3 protein-coding genes are annotated in these 21,244 nt (G+C 39.2%); 1 reads left to right on the top strand and 2 read right to left on the bottom strand.

Annotated elements, in window-relative coordinates:
- Positions 1 to 264: 264 nt before the first annotated feature.
- Positions 265 to 4,101, bottom strand: a complete 3,837-nt coding sequence (locus RMX89_RS23700) for an amino acid adenylation domain-containing protein (protein WP_322690677.1) — start codon at positions 4,099 to 4,101, stop codon at positions 265 to 267.
- Positions 4,098 to 12,014: a non-ribosomal peptide synthetase gene (locus RMX89_RS23695; RefSeq protein ID WP_322690676.1), complete on the bottom strand. Its 7,917-nt coding sequence runs from the start codon at positions 12,012 to 12,014 to the stop codon at positions 4,098 to 4,100. Before RMX89_RS23695 ends, RMX89_RS23700 begins: the two co-directional genes overlap by 4 nt.
- Before the next feature lie 1,309 nt (positions 12,015 to 13,323).
- On the opposite strand from RMX89_RS23695, the gene RMX89_RS23690 reads away from it, so the two are divergent.
- Complete coding sequence (locus RMX89_RS23690; RefSeq protein ID WP_322690675.1) at positions 13,324 to 21,240, top strand: type I polyketide synthase; 7,917 nt, start codon at positions 13,324 to 13,326, stop codon at positions 21,238 to 21,240.
- Positions 21,241 to 21,244 lie beyond the last annotated feature (4 nt).

Below are 21,244 nucleotides of genomic sequence, written 5' to 3'. Positions count from 1 at the left end.
TCGACAAGCAATACGTGCATTGGTGGCACGGCCAACGATAATTTCTTCGAGAGCGTCCCATTCGTTATTAACTCTTACTTTACTCATCTGTTGTTCTAGTCCTAAATTTTATAGTTGGAAAAACTCTTTCAATAAACTGCATATATGCAGTGAGGTGATTGAAATAGGTGCAAAGCCCGATTAAAACCTAATTCAGGCGTTAAGGTTTTTGCTTAAAACACCACTCCAGAATCACTGAATCTTGTAAATTCCAAATTCTCAATTCTAAGTGAGAATCGCATTAATAATAGTGGCGTTTTGATTGAGATAAGGAGGATCGATCATCTCTCGATGAACACCATAGGCATAATGATTGATTCGTTCTCTTCTTGTAGCTTGTATCCAATCATCTTCGTAATCGTAGTTTCCCTCAGCACGTATAAGATGAATATTTCCCTCAATTTGCAAATTTTTTAGGTCTGAATGCCAGAGAAAATTAAAGTATTCCCAAACTTGATTGTAGGTGCGATCGCGTAACTTTTGGTTATCCATAAAGTAACGTCTTAATTCCTGACGTTTGGGATTTAATAAGAAACCATCAACACCTTCTATGATTTCTGACATTTGGGCTTGTTTAGCTTCACGACCGTCTCTGTAAGTATCTAATAAAATCACATCAGAAACTATGCGATCGCGACTTTCTAACTTTTGAGCCATCAACATTGCCAAAAAACCACCTGCTGAATGTCCCATCAATTTTATGTCTTGATTTGGTGCTAGGCTATCTATTAATTCTGCATATTTTTCTAAAGTTGCTTCATCGGCAATATATCTGAAAGTATAGATAGCATAATTTGTTAAATAATCAGCTAAATTTGCGTAAGCTGCTGCAAAACCAAGGGCTGGGGGAAATATAAAAATCGCTTTTTCTCGTGCTTTATTGAAAACTACATAAGGACGTTCTTTAGGTTGGATATTCATCTCTTTGAGGTAGATGATATACTCGCTCAATTCTGCTACTGTAGGTTTTTCATAAATTATTGACAAAGGAATGTCAATTTCCAGTTCTTGATAAATTAGTGCCATGAGATTCATGGCTTGTAATGAATGACCACCTATATCAAAGAAGTTATCATTTACTCCTACCTTTGATACTTGCAGAACTTGTTGCCAAATGTTTGCTAAAATACTTTCTGAGCGATTGCGTGGAGCTAAATATGGTGATTCTACTATCGATGTTTCATCGGGTTTTGGTAATTTTTTACGGTCTATCTTGCCATTCGGGTTTAATGGCATAGCTGACAACATTACAAAAGCTGAAGGTATCATGTAAGCTGGCAATTTATGCTGTAAGAAACGACGCAGATCGCTAGGGGTTAATGACTGGTCTTTTCTAACTACATAAGCTACTAACCGTTGGTTTTCATGCAGAATGACGACTGTTTGTTCTACTTGGGAATTAGTTTCTAAAACCGATTCTATTTCTCCTAATTCAATACGTAAGCCGCGCAGCTTGACCTGGTTATCGATCCGACCAAGATATTCAATATTTCCATTTGGTAAATAACGAGCTAAATCTCCAGTTTTATACAATTTGCCATTACCAAAGGGATTAAAAATAAATTTTTGGGTAGTTAATTCTGGTCGGTTGAGATAGCCTCTAGCTAAAGAAGCGCCCCCAATATGCAATTCTCCAGGAATGCCAATAGGAATTAGTTGGAGATGAGAATCGAGGATATAAATTTGGGTATTGGCAATGGGGCGACCAATAGGAACTATTTGATAATTAGACTGTGGCGTACACTGCCAGAAAGTGGCATCAACTGCTGTTTCTGTTGGGCCGTAAAAATTGTACAATTCACAATCAAACTGCTCAAAAAAGCGTTGAGTTAGTTCATAAGATAGTGCTTCTCCGCCACAAAATACTCGCTTTAAACAACGGCAGTTTTCTAAATTTGATTCTTGAAGAAAAACCCGCAGCATTGAGGGAACAAAATTGATTTGAGTAACTTGTTCTTGGGCAATTAAGTTAATCAAATAAGTAGTATCTTTATGACCTTCAGGTTTAGCTACTACTAAAGTAGCCCCAGCTATTAAAGACCAGAAGATTTCCCAGACTGAAACATCAAAACTAAAGGGAGTTATTTGTAAGATGCGATCGCTTGTTGTGAGTGGATAAGCATCAATCGTCCGCAATAAATTATTACAAATGCCTTGATGGATATTCATTACTCCCTTTGGCTTACCTGTCGAGCCAGAGGTATAAATGACATAAACTAAATTTTCCCATATCACTTGACTGATGGGATTCTGCTGACTATAGTTAGCAATTACCTGCCAATCACTATCTAAACACAGCACCTCGGCTTGATTTTCTGGTAAAGAATCTATTAAGGACTGCTGGGTAAGCAATATAGAAACTGCCGAATCTGAGAGCATATAAGCTAAACGTTCGGCTGGATAGCTAGGATCTAGAGGTACATAAGCTCCTCCTGCTTTTAAAATCCCTAATATTCCTATTACCATCTCCAGGGAACGCTCAACAAAAATTCCAACCAATACTTCTGGTTCTACGCCTTTTTCTCGCAAATAATGAGCTAATTTATTTGCTCGCTCATTCAACTGTTGGTAGGTTAATTTTTGACCTTCAAATATTACCGCAACTGCATCAGGGTTAAGTTTTACTTGTTCTTCAAATAGCTGATGGATACATTTATCTTGAGGATATGCAACTTCTGTGTTATTCCATTGAGTTAGTAATTGATAGCGTTCTTCAGGAGTTAGTAAATTAATATGTGACAATTGGCAATCGGGATTCTCAACTACTGCCTGAATTATTTGTAAAAAGTGACCGCTCATTCTGGCGATCGTCTCTTCTCGAAACAGATCGGCTTCGTATTCTATGACCAATCTTAAATCGTTGGCATCTTCAAACAGACTCCAGCTCAAATCGAATTGAGCCGTTCGTGGTTTCAGGGGGTATGCTTGATGTTCAATTCCCGGAATTTTCATCACTGCTTTACTATCTTTACTAAGCAGTGAAAACATCACATCGAATAAAGGATTTCGTGATAAATCTCGTTCTAAATCCAGGGCAGATACTAATTTATTAAAAGGATAATCACTATATTCATAAGCATCGAGGCAAGTATTTGTTACTTCTGCCAATGCTTCTTTAAAAGTTCCCGCTTCTGGGAGTGAAGTTCTTAAAGCTAGGGTGTTAACATAAAATCCGATTTGGTTTTCTAGGTCTGGATGATTGCGTCCAGAAATAGGTATACCAATGACTAAATCGTGCTGCCCTGTGTAACGGTAGAGTAATATTTTAAATAAAGTTAAAAGAGTTATAAATAGAGTTGTATTATTCCCAGCAGCAAAAGAGCGTAATTTATCGCCGATATTCTGACTGAAATTATAAGTATATACACCAGCTTGAGAAGATTTAAATTGCGGTCTAGGAAAGTCGGGAGATAAGTTGAGTATAGGTGGTTGTTCGGCAAAGCGATCGCACCAATAACTATGTTGTTCTTTTACCTCCTCACTTTCTAACCACTGATTTTGCCATGCAGCATAATCCTTATATTGCAATGGTAATGGAGGTAAGACGGGAGTTTTTTGCTGCGTGTAAGCAGAGTATAAAGTAACAAACTCTTGGAAAAGGATATCGAGCGATCGCGCATCCCCAATAATATGATGTATGGTCAAACCAAACAAAAATTCCTCTGACTCGATCTGCACTAATAAAACTTGCATCAGAGGTAACTTCTCTAAATCAAAGCGCGAGTTAGCTGATTCTTGAATTAAGGTATCAGCTACGGCCTCAACATCTTTTTGCCCTCTTAAATCTTGAAAATTTATTAATTTTTCTGTAGGCAATTTTTCATGCAAAATTTGCTGAATGTCACCTGCGACACTTGTAAAACTAGTTCGCAAAATTTCGTGACGACTCACAAGTTGTTGAAAAGCTTCTGTAAATGCCGAAATATCTAAGCTGCCATTGATTCTCATTGCCAGCCTAATATTGTAAGCGCTGGAATATTCATCTATATGGTGCAGAATCCACATCCGCCTTTGAGCGTGGGATACTTCGTAATATTGTTGATTCGGTAGTGACTTTATCATTTTTTTTGTCGTGATTGAATCAAATCAGCTTGAGCTTTTAAAGTATTTTGAGTAAATATTTCTCGTAATCGCAGTGCAACTCCAAAGCGATTGCGGATATGCGACACTAAGCGCATTGCTTTTAAACTATTTCCTCCTAATTCAAAAAATGACTGATTCGCGTCATTCACCTCTACCTCTAATAATTCACTCCAAATTGAAGCTAATAAAGCCTCTTGTTGATTAAGGTTAGTAATTTGATTGTTTGTTTGAAGAATATTTGCTTCTGTTTTTAGTAGTGCTAGGCGATTGATTTTACCATTTGGCAATAATGGAAAGTCAGCCAACTGCATCAAATAAGTTGGCTGCATATAAATCGGTAACACTTGTTTCAATTGGCTGCCGATCTGTTGATGATTTACAGCGTTTTTTGCTTGATAAAATGCAATGACTGTCACCGATTCTTCTTTTTTCTCTGCAATTACCAGTGCTTTTTCTACACCATCAATAGCAGCCAGTGCATCTTCAATTTCTCCCAACTCAATCCGTACTCCATTCAACTTCACTTGGTTATCGCTGCGTCCTATCACCTCCACCGTCAAATCGGGTAGCAGTCGTCCCAAGTCTCCTGTGCGGTAAACTACATCAGCGCCGTTATTCAAAGGATTGGGTACAAAAACAGAATTGGTTAAACTTTCATCTTGGTAATAGCCTTTTGTTAAATAAGGCGACTTGACAAAGATTTCTCCTACTTCTCCGACAGCACAGGGACGAGTTCCATCAATGATTGCAAACGCCGCCTCTGGCAATGTTTTCCCTCCAGGAACTCTGGCATAAGTGATTTTATTCGGGTCGGGAATTCGATAAAAATGTTTGACAAAAGTGGTTTCACTTGCCCCATAAATATTTACAAATTCTGTCTGAGAACCAAAAACTTGATGCCATTCGCACAATTCTTTGACAAATAAAGGTTCTCCTCCCAACACCAAAACTCGTAAATTCTTAAGCAATTGGTTAGCATTAGCTAAATTGCGACCAATATTTAAAAATAGGCGCATTACTGAAGGTACAGTATGTAGTAAGTTAATTTGCCATTCTCCCAATCTCAGTAATAAACGCTCCGAATCTTCGCGATCTATGCTATTAGGAATATAGAGAGTTCCTCCAGAACATAAAGTGACGAGAGTTTCTCTGAGATAAGCATCAAAGTTAATTTTTGCAATTTGCAGACAGCGCCAATTTTGATTAATTCCAAATTCTAGTTTTTCCCAATTGATGAAATGACGCAAACTGCCATGACTACCAAGTATGGCTTTGGGTTCACCTGTTGACCCGGAAGTGAACATAATATAGTTAGAATCATCAGCATCAGGTATAACTAAAGCTTTTCGATCGTTACTTGCGACTACAGGCAAGCATTGATAAATTGTGCCATTCCACTGATAGTATTGCTGAATTTCATGGGCAGTTGCGACTAATATATGAGGGGGTTTTGGTAATACTGCTAGTCGAAGTTTGATAGTCTCTAAATTTTCGCGATCGACCACTATCATGGTGGGGGATGTTTTAACCATCATACGTGAAGAACGTTCTTCTGGTTCATCCAAACGTAGAGGTAAATAAATTCCTCCAGCTTTAAATACTGCTAGCATTGCTAATACTTGACGATAATCTCCTTCAAGCATTACGCCACAAAGAATATCCTTTTGAATGCCTAAATCTTTAAAGATGTTAGCCCAAGAGTTAGTAAGTATATCTAATTCTAGATAACTAAATTCTCCACCCGGATAAATAATTGATGTTTTATCTGGTAAGGCTTTTACTTGGTCGATAAAATCATGGATAACTGTGCGTGTTTCTAAACGAGGAATTGGTTTGATAAAGCTTTCGATAAAAGATGTTTCTGCGGCTGACAAAAGAGGAATTTTACAAACTGGTTGGCTGGGATTCACTATCATTTCTAGAAGTAGTTTATCCAAATGTCTTAGAGCTTGTTGTATTCTCTCAGCTTGGAATATATCTGTGTTGTAAATTAGAGCTAAACTGAGTTCGTTGTTCTGTTCAAGAAAAACAAAAGAGAGGTCAAATTTGCTTGGAGAATTGAGCAAACCCAGGGATTTTATCTCTACTTCTTCTACAGGTTGACTAATGTTTTGCAGAAGTACCAACACATCGAACAATGGTGTGCGGTTAATTTCACTGGAATTTGCCAGTTCTTTTACCAAAATATCAAACGGATAAGCAGAATGTTCAAATGCCTCGGTAACAGTTTGACGAACTTTAATTAGCAGATTTTGATATCCTCGATCTGGTTCTATTTCGTCACGGATAACAACTGTATTCAAAAATTGGCTTGGAGATGCAAGTTGATAATTATTGCGAGTGGTAATTTCTGTACCAATAGTAATATCGTGCTGACCACTGTAGCGATAAAGTAATATTTTTACTGCCGCCACAAGTCCCATAAATAAAGTAGTTTCTGTTTGATTGCAAATCATTCGTAAACCAGAGACAATTTCTGGTTGGAATGTCCAGTTTAAACGAGAAACATTCAATGTTTTTATAGGAGGACGGCGGAAATCTGTAGGTAAGTGAACGCGGGGTAGTTGCCCATCGTTAAGTTGCTGTCGCCAGTAATATAGATGTTTTTTATGCTCTTGACTTGCTAAAATATTGCTTTGCCATGCTGCATTAGTATTCAACTCAATTTGTTGTAGTGAAATCTGGCTTTGTTGAGCATGAAATATTGCAGTTTTGTCTTGTTCTAGAAGATGTAAAGTGAAAGATTCATAACGTTGTGAAGGGTCACTAGCTATTGCCGCCAGGGTGCTAGTGTAATAATTGCCAATGGCGATCGCCTGTTCTTGACACAACTCGCTGGCATTGTATTTTAGGGTTAAATGTATCTGGGACGAAACGAGATCCAAAGTAAAGTGGACTCCCAGAGTGAAGTTTGTTTTTCCGAGAAATTTGCTATCTAATACCTGTAGACCTGGCAGCCCTAAGATACTTTGGTAAACGTGAAAATGGGTAAAGTTAAACGATGTTTCAAATAAAGGCTGACCGCCCAAATTCCACTGCAAATCAGCTAAGGGATATCGTCGGAAAGGTAGGGATTCTCGTTCAGCCTTGAATGTCTCTTGCATCAAGTCTATCCAAGTGCCTCCCAAGAGTTGTAAACGCAATGGCAAAGTATTCAGAAAAAGTCCCAATACTCGCTCTCCATCAGCTTCCTCTGGTCTACCATTAGATACCATACCTGTTAAGACATCAGACCGATCGAAAAGCACACTTAACACTTTCAGATGTGCGGCTAAAAGTACGCTTTTGAGGGTAACTTTTGCTTTATTTGCTACCTGTTTTAAAGCTTGAGAATCTTTTAGAGATAGGGTTACTTCTTGAGTACCCAATGCCCCTAATTCAGGTTCATGTAAGTGGTAGGATTGAGGCCAACGAGGCAACTTTGTAATAGTAATACCGTGAAGTTTTTCCAACCAATGTTGTCGGCACTCTGGGGAATTGAGAGCTTTTTGCTCCAAAGCAATAAAGTCTCGGAATGCGATCGCTCTTGGTGGATTGAGAGGTAGAATTTCTTCACCTAATAAGGATAAATATCTTTGCAGTAACTCAGTGAATAGTAAGCCTACACTCCATCCGTCGAGAATGGCGTGGTGTTCGATCAAAGTTAGCTGAAATGTCTCATCGCTGCGGCGATGAATATGAAAGCGTAATAGAGGAGGACTATCTAAACGAAAATTTTGTTTTCTTTCGGCTGCAAACCAAGCATTCAAAATACTTTCTTGGTCAGGGGCAGATAAATGGCGCAGATCCTCTACTACCAAAGGAACACGAACTATGCGCCTAACTAACTGCAACGGTTCACTGAAGTTGCTGACATCGAAGAAAGTCCGCAGTACAGAATGATTAGCAACAAGTTCTTGTACAGCTATCCGCCATTTTGATTCGTCGAAAACAACTCGCAGATAAAAACTGTTGACGTTGTGATAGACAGCAGAACCAGGACTGTACTCGCTGTGAAACAACATCCCCATCTGAAGTCTAGCAAGCGGATAAGCATCTTCAATATTGTCGGGTAACTTGAGGCGGTCTTGTTCAGAGACCAGAGCCAACGGCTGGATTTTTTCTGTGATTCTATTACTAGTCTTTGCTGTGGCGAGGTTTTGCGTCAGTTCGTAAATCGTCTGATGTAAAAACATCTGTTGAACTGAGAAGTGCAAACCTCTTTCTTTTGCTAGGGCTAAAACTTGAATACTGCGGATGGAATCGCCGCCTAAGACAAAGAAGTTGTCGTGGATACCAACTCGTTCCAGACCGAGAATCTCAGCCCAAATGTCGGCTAGTACCTGCTCTTCTAGAGTTCGAGGTGCGACAAAAGCTTTTTCCAAGTCGGCTCTAGTTGTTTGGGGTGCTGGTAGAGCGCGGCGGTCAACTTTGCCGTTGGATGTTAGCGGTAGTGCCTCCAACGTTACAAAGGCGGAGGGAATCATGTAGTCGGGAAGAGACTGTTTGAGGAAACTGCGTAGCCGTGGGACTAGCTGGCGAGTTAATTTACCCTGCAAAGGATTATTGGCATAGTGATTCCAAGGTTTGAGTTGGGGCGTTTCCTTAAGTAGAGGTAGTATTCCATGAGATATTAGCCCTAGCGATCGCCTGCTAAACACAACATCATAACAATCATTTGTCCCCGTATCCGACCAGCTAATGTCGATGCTGTAAGGTAACTCCTCACTCAAGCTCCAAAAGTCTTCAGGTTCTATCCCTTCTTGCTGGGTGAGAGCTTCTAAGTTTTGGAGTAGACCGCCGACTGTGGCTGGTTTTTCATCCCTTGCCAGTAGTTCTAAGAGCTTGACTTGTTGCCAAAGACGTGCATTGGGAACATTTTTGACGATCGCAATCTCTGGTGTCTCTAGTAAAAGTTGGCGAACCGAGGATAATGTCAACTCATCTTGCTGCCAGTCCCAACACTGAGGCTCGATTGAGGGAGAAACCCTGTCTCCTACATGGAGAATAACATCATAGCGGAACCGTGTTAGCTCATTGCGATCGCGACCTCGTTTGAGCTGAATTTGGACTTGGCTGATTTGCGGCAGATGTTGCACCAGAACATTAAAGAAGACCGGGTCAATTACCAGTTCTTGGTCTTCTTGGAGATTTTTTTGTACGCGCTGCCACCAATCTTCTGTAGGTAGCTCTTGGGATGTCTGGTACAGGATGACATCGGCATGGAAAGCTGACAGTAAGGGTAGACTACGCACATCCCCCACAAAGATAAAGCCCCCTGGCGCTACCATTTTCACTGCACCTTCTAAGACACTTACCAGATAATCAATGCTGGGAAAATACTGAACAACTGAGTTGAGGATAACTGCATCAAATGTTTTGGCTTCAAAACCCTCAAAGTCGTGGGCTGGTTTGTTGATTAGCTGCACCTGCGACCAAGGGCTGCCAGTTTTCTGCATTTCCATCTGCACATAACGGATAGCATTGTCGGAAATGTCAGTGCCACAGTAGCGCGAACATTGGGGAGCAATCCTAAACAGCAGCATCCCCGTACCGCTACCAATTTCCAGCACCCGTTGAGGCTGCAAAGCCAGAATCCGCTCAACAGTAGAGTCCAACCATTGACCCATTTGTTCTTGAGGAATCGGTAGACCTGTGTAGCTGTCGTTCCAGCCGATAATATTGAACGTTGAGTCTTGACTGGGAGCATTTTGGCGATAAGTATCGTTAAATACTTGTTGCCATTGTGATATTTGTTCGCTATGGGATTGGTTCTCAAATGCTTGATTTGAGGGTTTGGCAACTATATAAGCTACTAGGCGTTTGTCTCCTGGTTGGTCAGTTCGGGCGATCGCCACTGCCTCCCGCACCTCTGGATGTTTTAGCAGTGCAGCTTCAATTTCTCCCAATTCGATGCGGAAACCGCGAATTTTAACTTGATTATCGATGCGATCGAGATATTCAATGTCTCCATTTTCTAAATAGCGGGCTAGGTCGCCGGTTTTGTATAACCTTGCCTCTGGTTCGTCGCTAAACGGATTAGTAATGAACCGCTCTGCTGTCAGTTCTGGACGATTTAGATAGCCGCGAGCCAACCCAGCACCACCAACATACATCTCACCCCCGATTCCGATAGGTACAGGTTTTAGCTGTTCATCTAGAATGTACAATTGCAAATCGGGAATCGGGGAACCAATCAGGCTCTTGCTATTGTTAACATCTGCTTTTGTCAGTGGTCGATAGGTAACATGGACGGTTGTTTCGGTGATCCCGTACATATTTACTAATTGGGGAGAGCGATCGCCATATCGCTCAAACCAGGGCTTTAAGCTTTGCGGCTCCAGAGCTTCGCCACCGAAGATCGCTAGGCGTAAGCTGAGTTTCGATTCTTGATTTTCTGCCAGTTCTTCCACCCGGATCAGTTGGCGAAAAGCAGATGGCGTTTGGTTGAGAACCGTGACTTGCTCTTGGCGCAGCAAGTTGTGAAAAGCTGAGGAATCGCGGCTTACCCAGTAGGGGACGATCGCCAAACGTCCACCATACAGCAAAGCACTCCAGAGTTCCCAAACCGAAAAGTCGAAGGCAATTGAATGGAATAGTGTAAACACATCACTTGCACAAAAGTGATACCAAGACTGAGTAGCGGCAAATAAACGAGTCACATTTTGGTGATTAACTAATACACCCTTAGGTTTTCCTGTAGACCCAGAAGTGTAAATTACATAAGCCAAGTTATTTGGCTGGACACCACTAACTAGATTCTCCCGACTGCAAGAATTAATTACTTCCCAATCTGTGTCTAAACACACCACAATTGCCTGATTTTTTGGTATCGCCGTTAACAGCGACTTCTGAGCGAGCAACACTGGCACTGCTGCATCTTGAAGCGTGTAAGCCAGACGTTCTGCTGGATAGCTAGGGTCTAATGGCACATATGCTCCCCCAGCTTTTAAAATCCCCAACAGTCCTACTACCATTTCTAGGGAACGCTCTATGCAAATACCTACCAGTACCTCTGGTTTTACGCCTAGTGTTTGCAAGTAGCGTGCTAACTGATTAGCTTGCTCATTTAACTGCCGATAGGTCAATTGCTGATTTTCAAATACTAGCGCTACTGCATCGGGATTTTGCTCTACTTGCTCTTCAAATAGCTGATGGATACATTTATCTTGAGGATATTGAATTTCTGTATGATTCCATGTCAGTAATTGACTGCGTTCTTGTGTTGTTAGTATGTCAATTTCTGATAATTTCCGATCGGGATTTGCCGTAACAACTGTTAGAATTTGGAGAAAATGTCCCAGCATTCTCTGCACAAAATCTCCACCGAAAGCATCTTTTGGAAAAGTTACAGAAATAGAAGTATCTTGAGCATCAATTTCAAAAACTAGTTGAAAATTGTTTAATAAAGAACTGCGGCTACACAATCCCTCTTGAATCAGAGCGATATCAAAAATCGCTGCTGGATTTCCGCCTCTGGCAATAAATGTTTCCACAAGAGCGTTTACATCATAGCTTTGATGATGGTATCCTTCTTGTAGATTACTACGAGTTATTTTGAGTAAATCCTTAAATGAAATAAACTGTTGTCTGGAAAATCGGGAGAATATCAAGCTATCAGACTTGTCTAGGTTCAAAGCCCCCGTTGCCACAACAAACTCTTCTTGAGCAGTATATTTAAATATTAAAATTTTAATAGCTGATAGATATAAAGCCAGCTTGTTAACCGGAGAATTAGTAGTTAAATTGTAGATTTTCTCGCGTAAATCTCTATATATAAAAGCAGTTTTCTTGTCTCTAGATTCTATTGTATTATGAATTACCCCATTAACTAAAGGTGTTACTGGCTGGATTTCTCGCAGTTGTCTAATTTGGTAATCTATTGAAACAAGATGTGATTCCATCACTTCCATAAACTTCTCCGTACATTTGTGTTGCGCATTTAGAGCATATTTATAAAGTAAATATTGTCGGTATTACTTCATTATTGTTTATATCTAGTTTATATGGGTGGTTAAGAATATTAACTTCTAGTTTGAATACAGAAGGTATCATTTTTTTACTGAAATTAATAAAGGGAAAAATCATTATTTTTTTCGATTATTATTAATTTTATTAATATCAAAAAAATATTTATACGTTAAACAATCTGTAATAATATTTCGATCCTAAACTGGCTTTAAGTCTTAATAACGCAAAAATTACTCAACTTATTCTTTGGTCGAGTAGAATTTACCTATTAATTAAATTCTTAATTAACTATTGTGTTTGAAGAACTAGCTAGTAAATACTAGAACCATAGAGATTAAATTTACACCATAAGCGTTTGGGAAACAATAAGTAATTTAGAAAAATTTCATCTATTTTTGACACTAGGATTCAGCTGAGAGCCAAAATGCTTGTATGAATAGAATTGTATACAGTTCGCTTAGTTGTAAACTTTTTTTGAGTAGCGAGCGATCGCAAATTTATGCATACTCTATCTACTAAAGCTTACATAGCCACTAACACCAGGTTAATTAAATTGCTGGCGATCGCTCTAGGATATATAGTTATGTTGTTTTTCCTTTTTAGTCTAACTATGCTTCTACTCAAGCTAAGTTTAACACAACAGTTATTTTAACTATGATAATTGCGATCGATATTTCTGTATCGATTGCCTGCGAACTATTTAAGACAGTTAAGACAGTTAAGACATTTAAGACAGTTAAGACAGTTAAGACAGTTAAGGAAAAATAATTGATTGGTATTGCATATTTATCTTGGTAATGAGATTATATTTAAACTTAAATAGCAAAAAAATCCCAAATCATATATAGTATTTATGTACTACTAAGTTACATAAGTTGTAAAATGAGAAGTTAGCCTGTGTAGATAAATCTCTAAAAAATTTAATGATAAAAGTTATAAAGTTTTTCTGTATCAAACGGCTAATTCTGTAAGTTAATTTATAGATTTTATGTTGCTCGGACGAATGCGCCGTTGTTTTGGTTAATAAGTAATTTTGCCATAAACAATTTTTTGTAACATAACTTAAATAACTATGATGATTTCCATAACTGCCTACAAATTATTTATAAACCTATAAAAACAAACTTCTATAGATAAAATCAGATAAAATCTAGTTTCAAGTAATGAGAATGCAAGCTTTACAAAAATATAAAGTAGTAAGACACAAATATTGAGTCAAGTAATTACCTACCACTTGCCAAAATAAAGTATATGCATATCCCTCAAACCAAGAAACTCATCGAAACTCATTTGTATGAAAAATCGCCTCAGAAACCTGAGCAAGAAGGAATATTGAAAAATTCAATCAGTTTTGGTGGGCAATTAGAAGATAGCTGGCGGACTCTTTCAGAAGTATTGAATGATGCTGCCAAGTGTGAAAATCAAGGAATCACATATATTAGAAATGACGAAACCGAATATTTTCAGAGTTATAAAGATTTATATAACGATGCCCTCACTATTTTAGATGGACTTTATCAGCACGGACTGACATTAGGGGATAAAGTTATATTGCAAATTGGTAGAAGTCAAGATTTTATTCCCGCACTCTGGGCTTGTTTTTTAGGTGGAATTATTCCTGCACCTCTGAGCATTGCTCCCAATTACGATATAAAAAATGCCGCAGTTAAAAAACTTGAGAATGTCTGGCAGATTTTAGATCGACCTATTATATTATCCGATTGTGAATTAATTAGCGAAATAGAAAAACTAACTACTCAATCTAATTTAGAAGGATTGCAAGTAGTATCGATAGATGATTTACGAAGTCATCAATCTCCATCAAACCAACATTCGGCTGATGAATTACCTCATCTTGCACCACTAGATCCGGCATTATTACTATTTACTTCTGGTAGTACAGGTCTACCCAAGGGTGTGATGTTGCACCATCGTAACCTTTTATCCATGTCCGCTGGTACAGTGCGGATGAATAATTTTACACAACAAGAAGTTACGCTAAATTGGATGCCCTTAGACCATGTGGGGGCGATAGTATTCTTAGGAATTATGGCTGTGGATTTGGCTTGTCATCAAATTCATGTGCCAATTGAATTGATTCTGCGTCAACCACTCAAATGGTTAGACTTGATTCAAAAGCATCAAGTCAGTATCTCTTGGGCCCCTAACTTTGCATTCTCCTTAATTAATCAGTACGCCCAAGAACTTAACCAGTCTTGCTATGACCTCTCCTCAATCAAATTTTTAGTGAATGCAGGAGAGCAAGTTTCGGTCAAAACTATTCGCTTGTTTTTAGAACTTCTAGAAAAACATCAATTGCGAGATAGAGTAATTAAACCAGCATTTGGGATGACTGAATCTTGTTCTGGAATTACTTGGTCAGCAGGTTTAAGCAAAGATGAACTGATAGAAGAAAATAGTTTTGTATCTTTAGGACAGCCGATTCCTGGAGCTACTATTCGGATTATTGACCAAGAGAAGAATGTTTTGCCAGAAGGTGAAATTGGACGACTTCAGATTAAAGGCCCTTCTGTGACTGAAGGATATTATAATAACCCCGAATTAAATCAAGAAGTTTTTCAAGATAGAGGTTGGTTTACTACGGGTGATTTAGGTTATCTGCACAATGGTGAGTTAGTTATTACTGGTAGAGAAAAACAAGAAATTATTATTAACGGCATTAACTATTTTGCCCATGAAATTGAAACAACGATAGAAGAATTAGATGGTGTAGCTATTTCATATACGGCTGCTTTTGCAGTTTTCGACCATAATAGAGAAACAGATTTATTAGTTATTACTTTTAGTCCAGAATCAAATAATCTTGAGCATTCGGTAAAATTAGTCAGACAAATTCGCAGCCATTTAACCCAGAAAGTAGGAATTGCGCCTGCTTATGTCATAGCCTTGGAGGCTGAGTTAGTTCCGAAAACATCTATTGGTAAAGTTCAAAAAGCTAAATTAAAAAAAGATTTTGAACAGGGATTATTTGCCGATCGCATCCAAGCAATCAATGAATCTTTAGCTAGCGATCGCCAAAACAACCCCAGCTTACCACAGTCTGAAAATGAACGCCAAATTGCAGCCGTTTGGTGTGAAGTTTTGCAACTTTTTTCAGTCGGTTTACACGATAACTTCTTTGAATTGGGAGGTCATTCTCTACACCTAATTCGCGTCCAAAATCAATTAGAAAAACTTTTTGGTCGCCAGCTACCTCTAGCTGAAATGTTTAAAAATTCTACAGTTGCCACATTAGCTCATTTCTTAACTGAAGAATCTAATTCCACAACAGCTATAGAAGAAACAAGTCGCAAACGTGCTGAAAACCGTTCGCGTCATCATGACACTCATGATATTGCCATTATTGGCATGGCTGGTCGATTTCCTGGAGCTAACAACATTGATAGTTTCTGGGAAAATCTCAAAAACGGTGTCGAAACAATATCTTTCTTTTCAGAAGAAGAATTACTAGAGTCGGGAGTTTCTCCTGAACTTTTTCAGCAGCCTAATTATGTCAAAGCCAGACCAATTCTTGATAAAGCAGAGTGTTTTGATAGCGACTTCTTTGGATACACAGACAGAGAAGCAGAATTGCTCGACCCACAGCAACGTTTACTGCTCCAATCTAGCTGGGAGTGTTTAGAAAACGCCGGCTACAATCCTATCTCATATCAGGGAGCGATCGGAATGTTTGCTGGAGCAAGCATGAACACTTATTTTATCAATAACTGTTATCCAAATCGCGGTCAATTAGATAGCAATGACAAATTGCAACCCTTCACATTAGATTCGATGGGAGGGTTCCAAACAATGGTGGCTAACGATAAAGACTATGTGACGACGCGGATTTCTTATAAATTAAATCTGCGCGGCCCTAGCGTCAACGTCCAAACAGCCTGTTCCACCGGACTAGTAGTTGTGCATCTGGCTTGTCAAAGTTTGCTCAATGGTGAAAGTGACATGGCTTTAGCTGGAGCAGCTTCTGTCAACTCTCCCCAAAAGATCGGTTATTTGTATCAAGAAGGTTTGATTGTTTCTCCAGATGGGCATTGTCGCGCCTTTGATACCCAAGCCAATGGTACTATTTTTGGCAGTGGCGTTGGGGTAGTTTTACTCAAGAGATTAACAGATGCTCTAGCAGATAGCGATCGCATCTACGCTGTGATTAAAGGATCTGCTATCAATAACGATGGTGGCACAAAACTGGGATTTGCAGCTCCAGGAGGAGAAGGTCAGACTTCAGTCGCAGCCGAAGCACTAGCCTTTGCCGGAGTCGAGGCTGATACTATTGGCTTTGTAGAAGCTCATGGCACAGGTACAAAACTCGGAGACCCCATTGAAATCGATGCCTTGGCTAGAGCATACAGCGCCGCACATCAGGGCGAGTGTGCTTTGGGGTCTGTGAAGACAAATATCGGACACATGCAAATTGCTTCTGGTATTGTTGGTCTTATCAAAGCTGCTCTAGCTCTCAAACATCAAATTATTCCCCCGACTCTACACTTCAATACTCCCAACCCCCAAATTGATTTTTCCAAGACTCCTTTTTATGTCAATACCGCAGCCATCCCCTGGACTGCAAAGCAACAAGATGGTAAAGAATTGCCTCGACGCGCTGGGGTTAACTCTTTAGGAATTGGTGGCGTAAATGCTCATATCGTGTTAGAAGAAGCTCCCGCCATTAATCTCCAGCCCAATGACATCAAACGTCCCCAGCATTTACTCACACTCTCTGCCAGAACCGAACAAGCTTTGGGAGATTTAGCAAAAAGCTATGCAGAATTTCTCGAAAATCATCCTGAAAGCGATATCTGTGATGTCGCATTCACAGCCAATACTAGCCGAGTTAAATTCAGGAATCGTTTGGCGATAACTGGTTCTGAAATTGATGATTTTGTCACTAAATTGCATCAGTTTGGACAACAAGATATAGAGTCAGTAATTCACGCTCAAGTTGATGAAAAGCAGCCTCCCAAAATTGCCTTCTTGTTTACAGGACAAGGTTCTCAATATCCGGGAATGGCTCATCAACTCTATCAAACTCAACCAACTTTCCGGCGAACTTTAGACCAATGTGAAACGATATATCAAGAACTCACTGGTAAATCTTTACTGCAAGTTATATTTGCTAATTCCGATGCAGCTTTAAATCGTACATCTTATACCCAACCAGCTTTATTTGTTGTTGAAGTAGCACTGGCTCAATTATGGCGTTCTTGGGGCATTCAGCCGACTGCTGTTTTAGGACACAGTTTGGGTGAATATGCTGCTGCTTGTTTTGCAGGAATTTTTGATATTGAAAGTGGTTTAAAACTAATCGTACGCAGAGCAAATTTAATTGGGGAATTACCCGCAGAGCAAGGAGCAATGGCAGCCATTTTTCTTGATGAAAAATCTGTGCGCCAATTGTGCAGAAATCAGGGAATAAAAATTGCGATTGCAGCCATCAACGCCGAACAACATACAGTGATTTCCGGCGAACAAAAAATTATTCAACACCTTTGCGAACACTTTAGCAACGAAGGAATTAAAGTTCGCCAAATCAAAGTTTCTCATGCTTTTCACTCACCACTAATCGCACCCGTATGCGAAGAATTTAAAAATACTCTGCAAGAAATTGACTTTGCCAAACCTCAAATTCCCATCATCTCTAACTTGACAGGAGAAATTGCAGATGACAGCATTGTTACTCCTGAGTATTGGATTCAGCATTTGTTGCATACTGTGCAATTTCATCAAGGAGTTTTGTCTCTGCAATCTTTAGGTTGTGATACTTTTATTGAAATTGGCCCGCAACCTATTTTATTAGGAATTATCCAATCATCGATATCTTTATCTGACCCCCTAATATTACCGAGTTTACGCTCAGGATTTTCTAATTGGGAAGTTCTACTAGAAAGCCTTGGCAAACTTTATGTACGTGGTGCAGATATCGATTGGTTTGGTATTGATAAAGATTACCAACCTCGAAGATGCGCTTTACCAACTTATCCTTTTCAGCAACGCCGACATTGGATTCCTTTAAAGACTCAAGTATCGATTTCAGAAGAATCAGCTGTTGTCAAGATGCTGTCTCAAAAAGATACAAAAAGCTTGATGCAGACTTTACTAGAAACTGGCAATTATTCTGAAGGTGAAAAACAAACTTTATCAACAATTGTTCAACAATTAATTCAGCTACATCATCAAGACACTGGTAATTCTAATTTTGAAAACTTACTTTACCAGTTGGAATGGTTGCCTTATGCTTTATCAGCTAGCAAATTACAAAATCTAGAAACAATTCAAACTGCTTTAGATTCTTATTTGGGAGAACAAATAAAATTCGCACAATTTACAGGAGTTTCTCTAGCTTTTTCAAAGATGGAAAAACTCAGTGCAGACTTTATTGTGCAAGCTTTAAAAGATTTGCAACTATTTCAAATCAATACTATCTTCTCTTCAGAAAATAGTTTTCGTCAAGCTGGCATTAAAGAGGAGCATAGATTGCTGTGGCAACATTGCCTGAATATATTGGCAGAAACAGGCATTTTAGAAAAACAGGGTTCTAACTGGAAAATCATCAGTGAACCGCGACAATCCGATCCCGATCTAACAGTAGAAGATTTGATTGTTCAGTACCCAAATGCTCGTGTAGAATTAACACTGTTTAGGCGAGTTGCTGGCAATCTTGCAGCCATACTTACAGGTAAAATTTCTCCTTTATCCATTTTATTTTCTCAAGATGGGCAAATTGGAGCCGCAGAGTTTTATAAAGATACATCTTGGGCAGAAGTTCTCAACCTTGGTATCTCTAAAACTGTTGAACTTTTATTAGCCAAGTATTCTCAACTTGAACCAATCAGAATTCTAGAAATTGGTGCGGGAACTGGAGCCACTACCCATCAAATTCTCTCAGCTTGCGCTTCTGGTAAAATCACTTACACATTTACTGATATCTCGCCATTCTTTTTAGAAACTGCTAGAGATACTTTTGCTCAATTTTCCTTCATCGAATACAAAGTTTTGGACATAGAAAAAGACCCCGAACTTCAAGGTTTTTCACCCAATTCTTACGATTTGATTATTGCGGCAAATGTATTGCATTCTACGCAGGATTTACAAAGAGAAACCTTACCCCACATTCGAGGTTTGCTGCGTCCTGGAGGACATTTATTACTCCTAGAACTTACCAATCAGTCGCGGTGGATTGATTTGATATTTGGTGTGGCTCAAGGTTGGTGGCGGTTTAGCGAGCGCAATTTACGCCCAGACCATCCCATCATTACAGCATCTACTTGGCAATCTATCCTCTTAGAATCTGGCTTTGCTCAAGCTGAATTTATTTCTCCTGACGAAAAAATTGGCAGTCCTTTATTTCAGCAAAGTATTATTGTTGCCCAAAATACCGATCGAACTAGCGATATTTCGGGTAATTGGCTAATTTTTACCGATGAAAGCGACAATCTAGCTGTAGCAATTCAACAGCAACTAATAAAAGATTGTGGTGATTGTGCGATCGCCAATTCTAAAAATAGCTCTGAGCTAGAAACATGGTTAGCTTCATCTCCATCTTTGCGTGGGATTATTTATCTTGTAAATGCTGATGAAAGCCAGCAATATGAGTCTACTTTATTTAATCGCTGTAGCAATTTCTTAAATCTTCTCCAGGCGATTAAAAAAATACCATTACCGCCTAAATTATTCCTCGTCACCCAAGGCGGTCAACCTTTTAAATTAGATCGGCCCTCTTTTGTGATTCAATCTCCCCTTTGGGCTTTGGGGCGCGTGATGGCGCTAGAAGAACCAGAATTATGGGGGGGAATGATAGACCTCGACCCCCACGCCGATATTGCTCAAAATCTTGCCGCTTTACTCTCAGGATTGACAAATGTCACGGAAGATCATCTTCTCTTCCGCAACAGTCAAGCTTACGTTGCGCGTCTTTCTCCCCAAGAATCTCTACCGACAAAACCAGTCACTATCCAAGCTCAAGCAACCTATTTGATTACAGGAGGTATTGGTCATCTAGGGTTGCAACTTGCCCAGCATCTAGTTGATTTGGGTGCGAAAAATTTGATTTTGACTACGCGCCGCCAATTTCCATCACGATCTGAGTGGGAGTCACAAACCGAATTTGCAGAAATTATTCAAAATCTCAGAACTTTAGAACAAAGAGGAGCATCTGTAGAAGTTTGTCAGGCAGATGTTGGAGATTTTGAGCAAATGTCCCGCATCTTTGCTAATATCCAAAAAACATCTCATCCACTACGAGGTATTTTCCATCTCGCCGGAGTATCAGGACGCAAAGTTAGATTAAGCGAATGTACATTAGACGATCTCGCAGAGGTTTTTCAGGCTAAAGTTCGCGGTTCTTGGAATTTACACGAGTTATCTTTAGCAACGCAATTAGACTACTTTGTATTTTTCTCTTCCGCAGGTGCAATTTGGGGAGCCAAAGAGCAAGGTTTATACGATGCTGCTAATCATCTAATGGATGCATTAGCTCATTTACGTCATCTTCAAGGATTACCTGCTACTAGTTTGAATTGGGCATTATTAGCTGGAAACGGCATAGTTTCTCAAGAATATGAAGATTGGCTCAAACAAATTGGTATGAAAGAAATTCCTCTGAACAAAGCTTTGGCAGCGATGACCGCAATAATGGGGTCTGGAAAAACGCAAATTTTACTAGCTGATGTAGATTGGGTACAGTTCAAAAACATTTATCAATTTCATGGTAATAAACCTCTTTTAAATAAATTAGGACAAACCCAAGTTGATGTTAAATCAATTAAAGAATCAAGTAGTTCGCGCCGTTTGATAGAAGAGATTCCCCCAGGAGAACGTCGAGAACATTTATTTACATACGTTGGGAAACAAGTAGCTACTATTTTAGGGATAAAGGAGATACCTAATCCAGATCGAGGATTCTTAGAAATGGGAATTGATTCTTTACTTTCTATAGAATTAAAGAATCGTTTAGAAAAAGGATTGGAGATTTCTTTACCTGCTTCTCTAATATTTGATTTTCCCAATATTACAAAATTGGTTGATTATTTAATGGAACAGGTTTTTGGTTGGCAGGTTAATGTATCTGCAAATGTTGCTCCTATTCAGCAGGAGGTTGATGAGGATTTAATTTTACAAGAGCTTGCAGATTTAGAGGCTTTTTTGGGTAATTCGTAATTAT

Source organism: Nostoc sp. DedSLP04 (assembly GCF_034530775.1).
Taxonomy (GTDB): Bacteria; Cyanobacteriota; Cyanobacteriia; order Cyanobacteriales; family Nostocaceae; genus Nostoc.
Note: the sequence above shows the minus strand (reverse complement) of the source record. Positions and strands in the feature narration are given on the sequence as shown.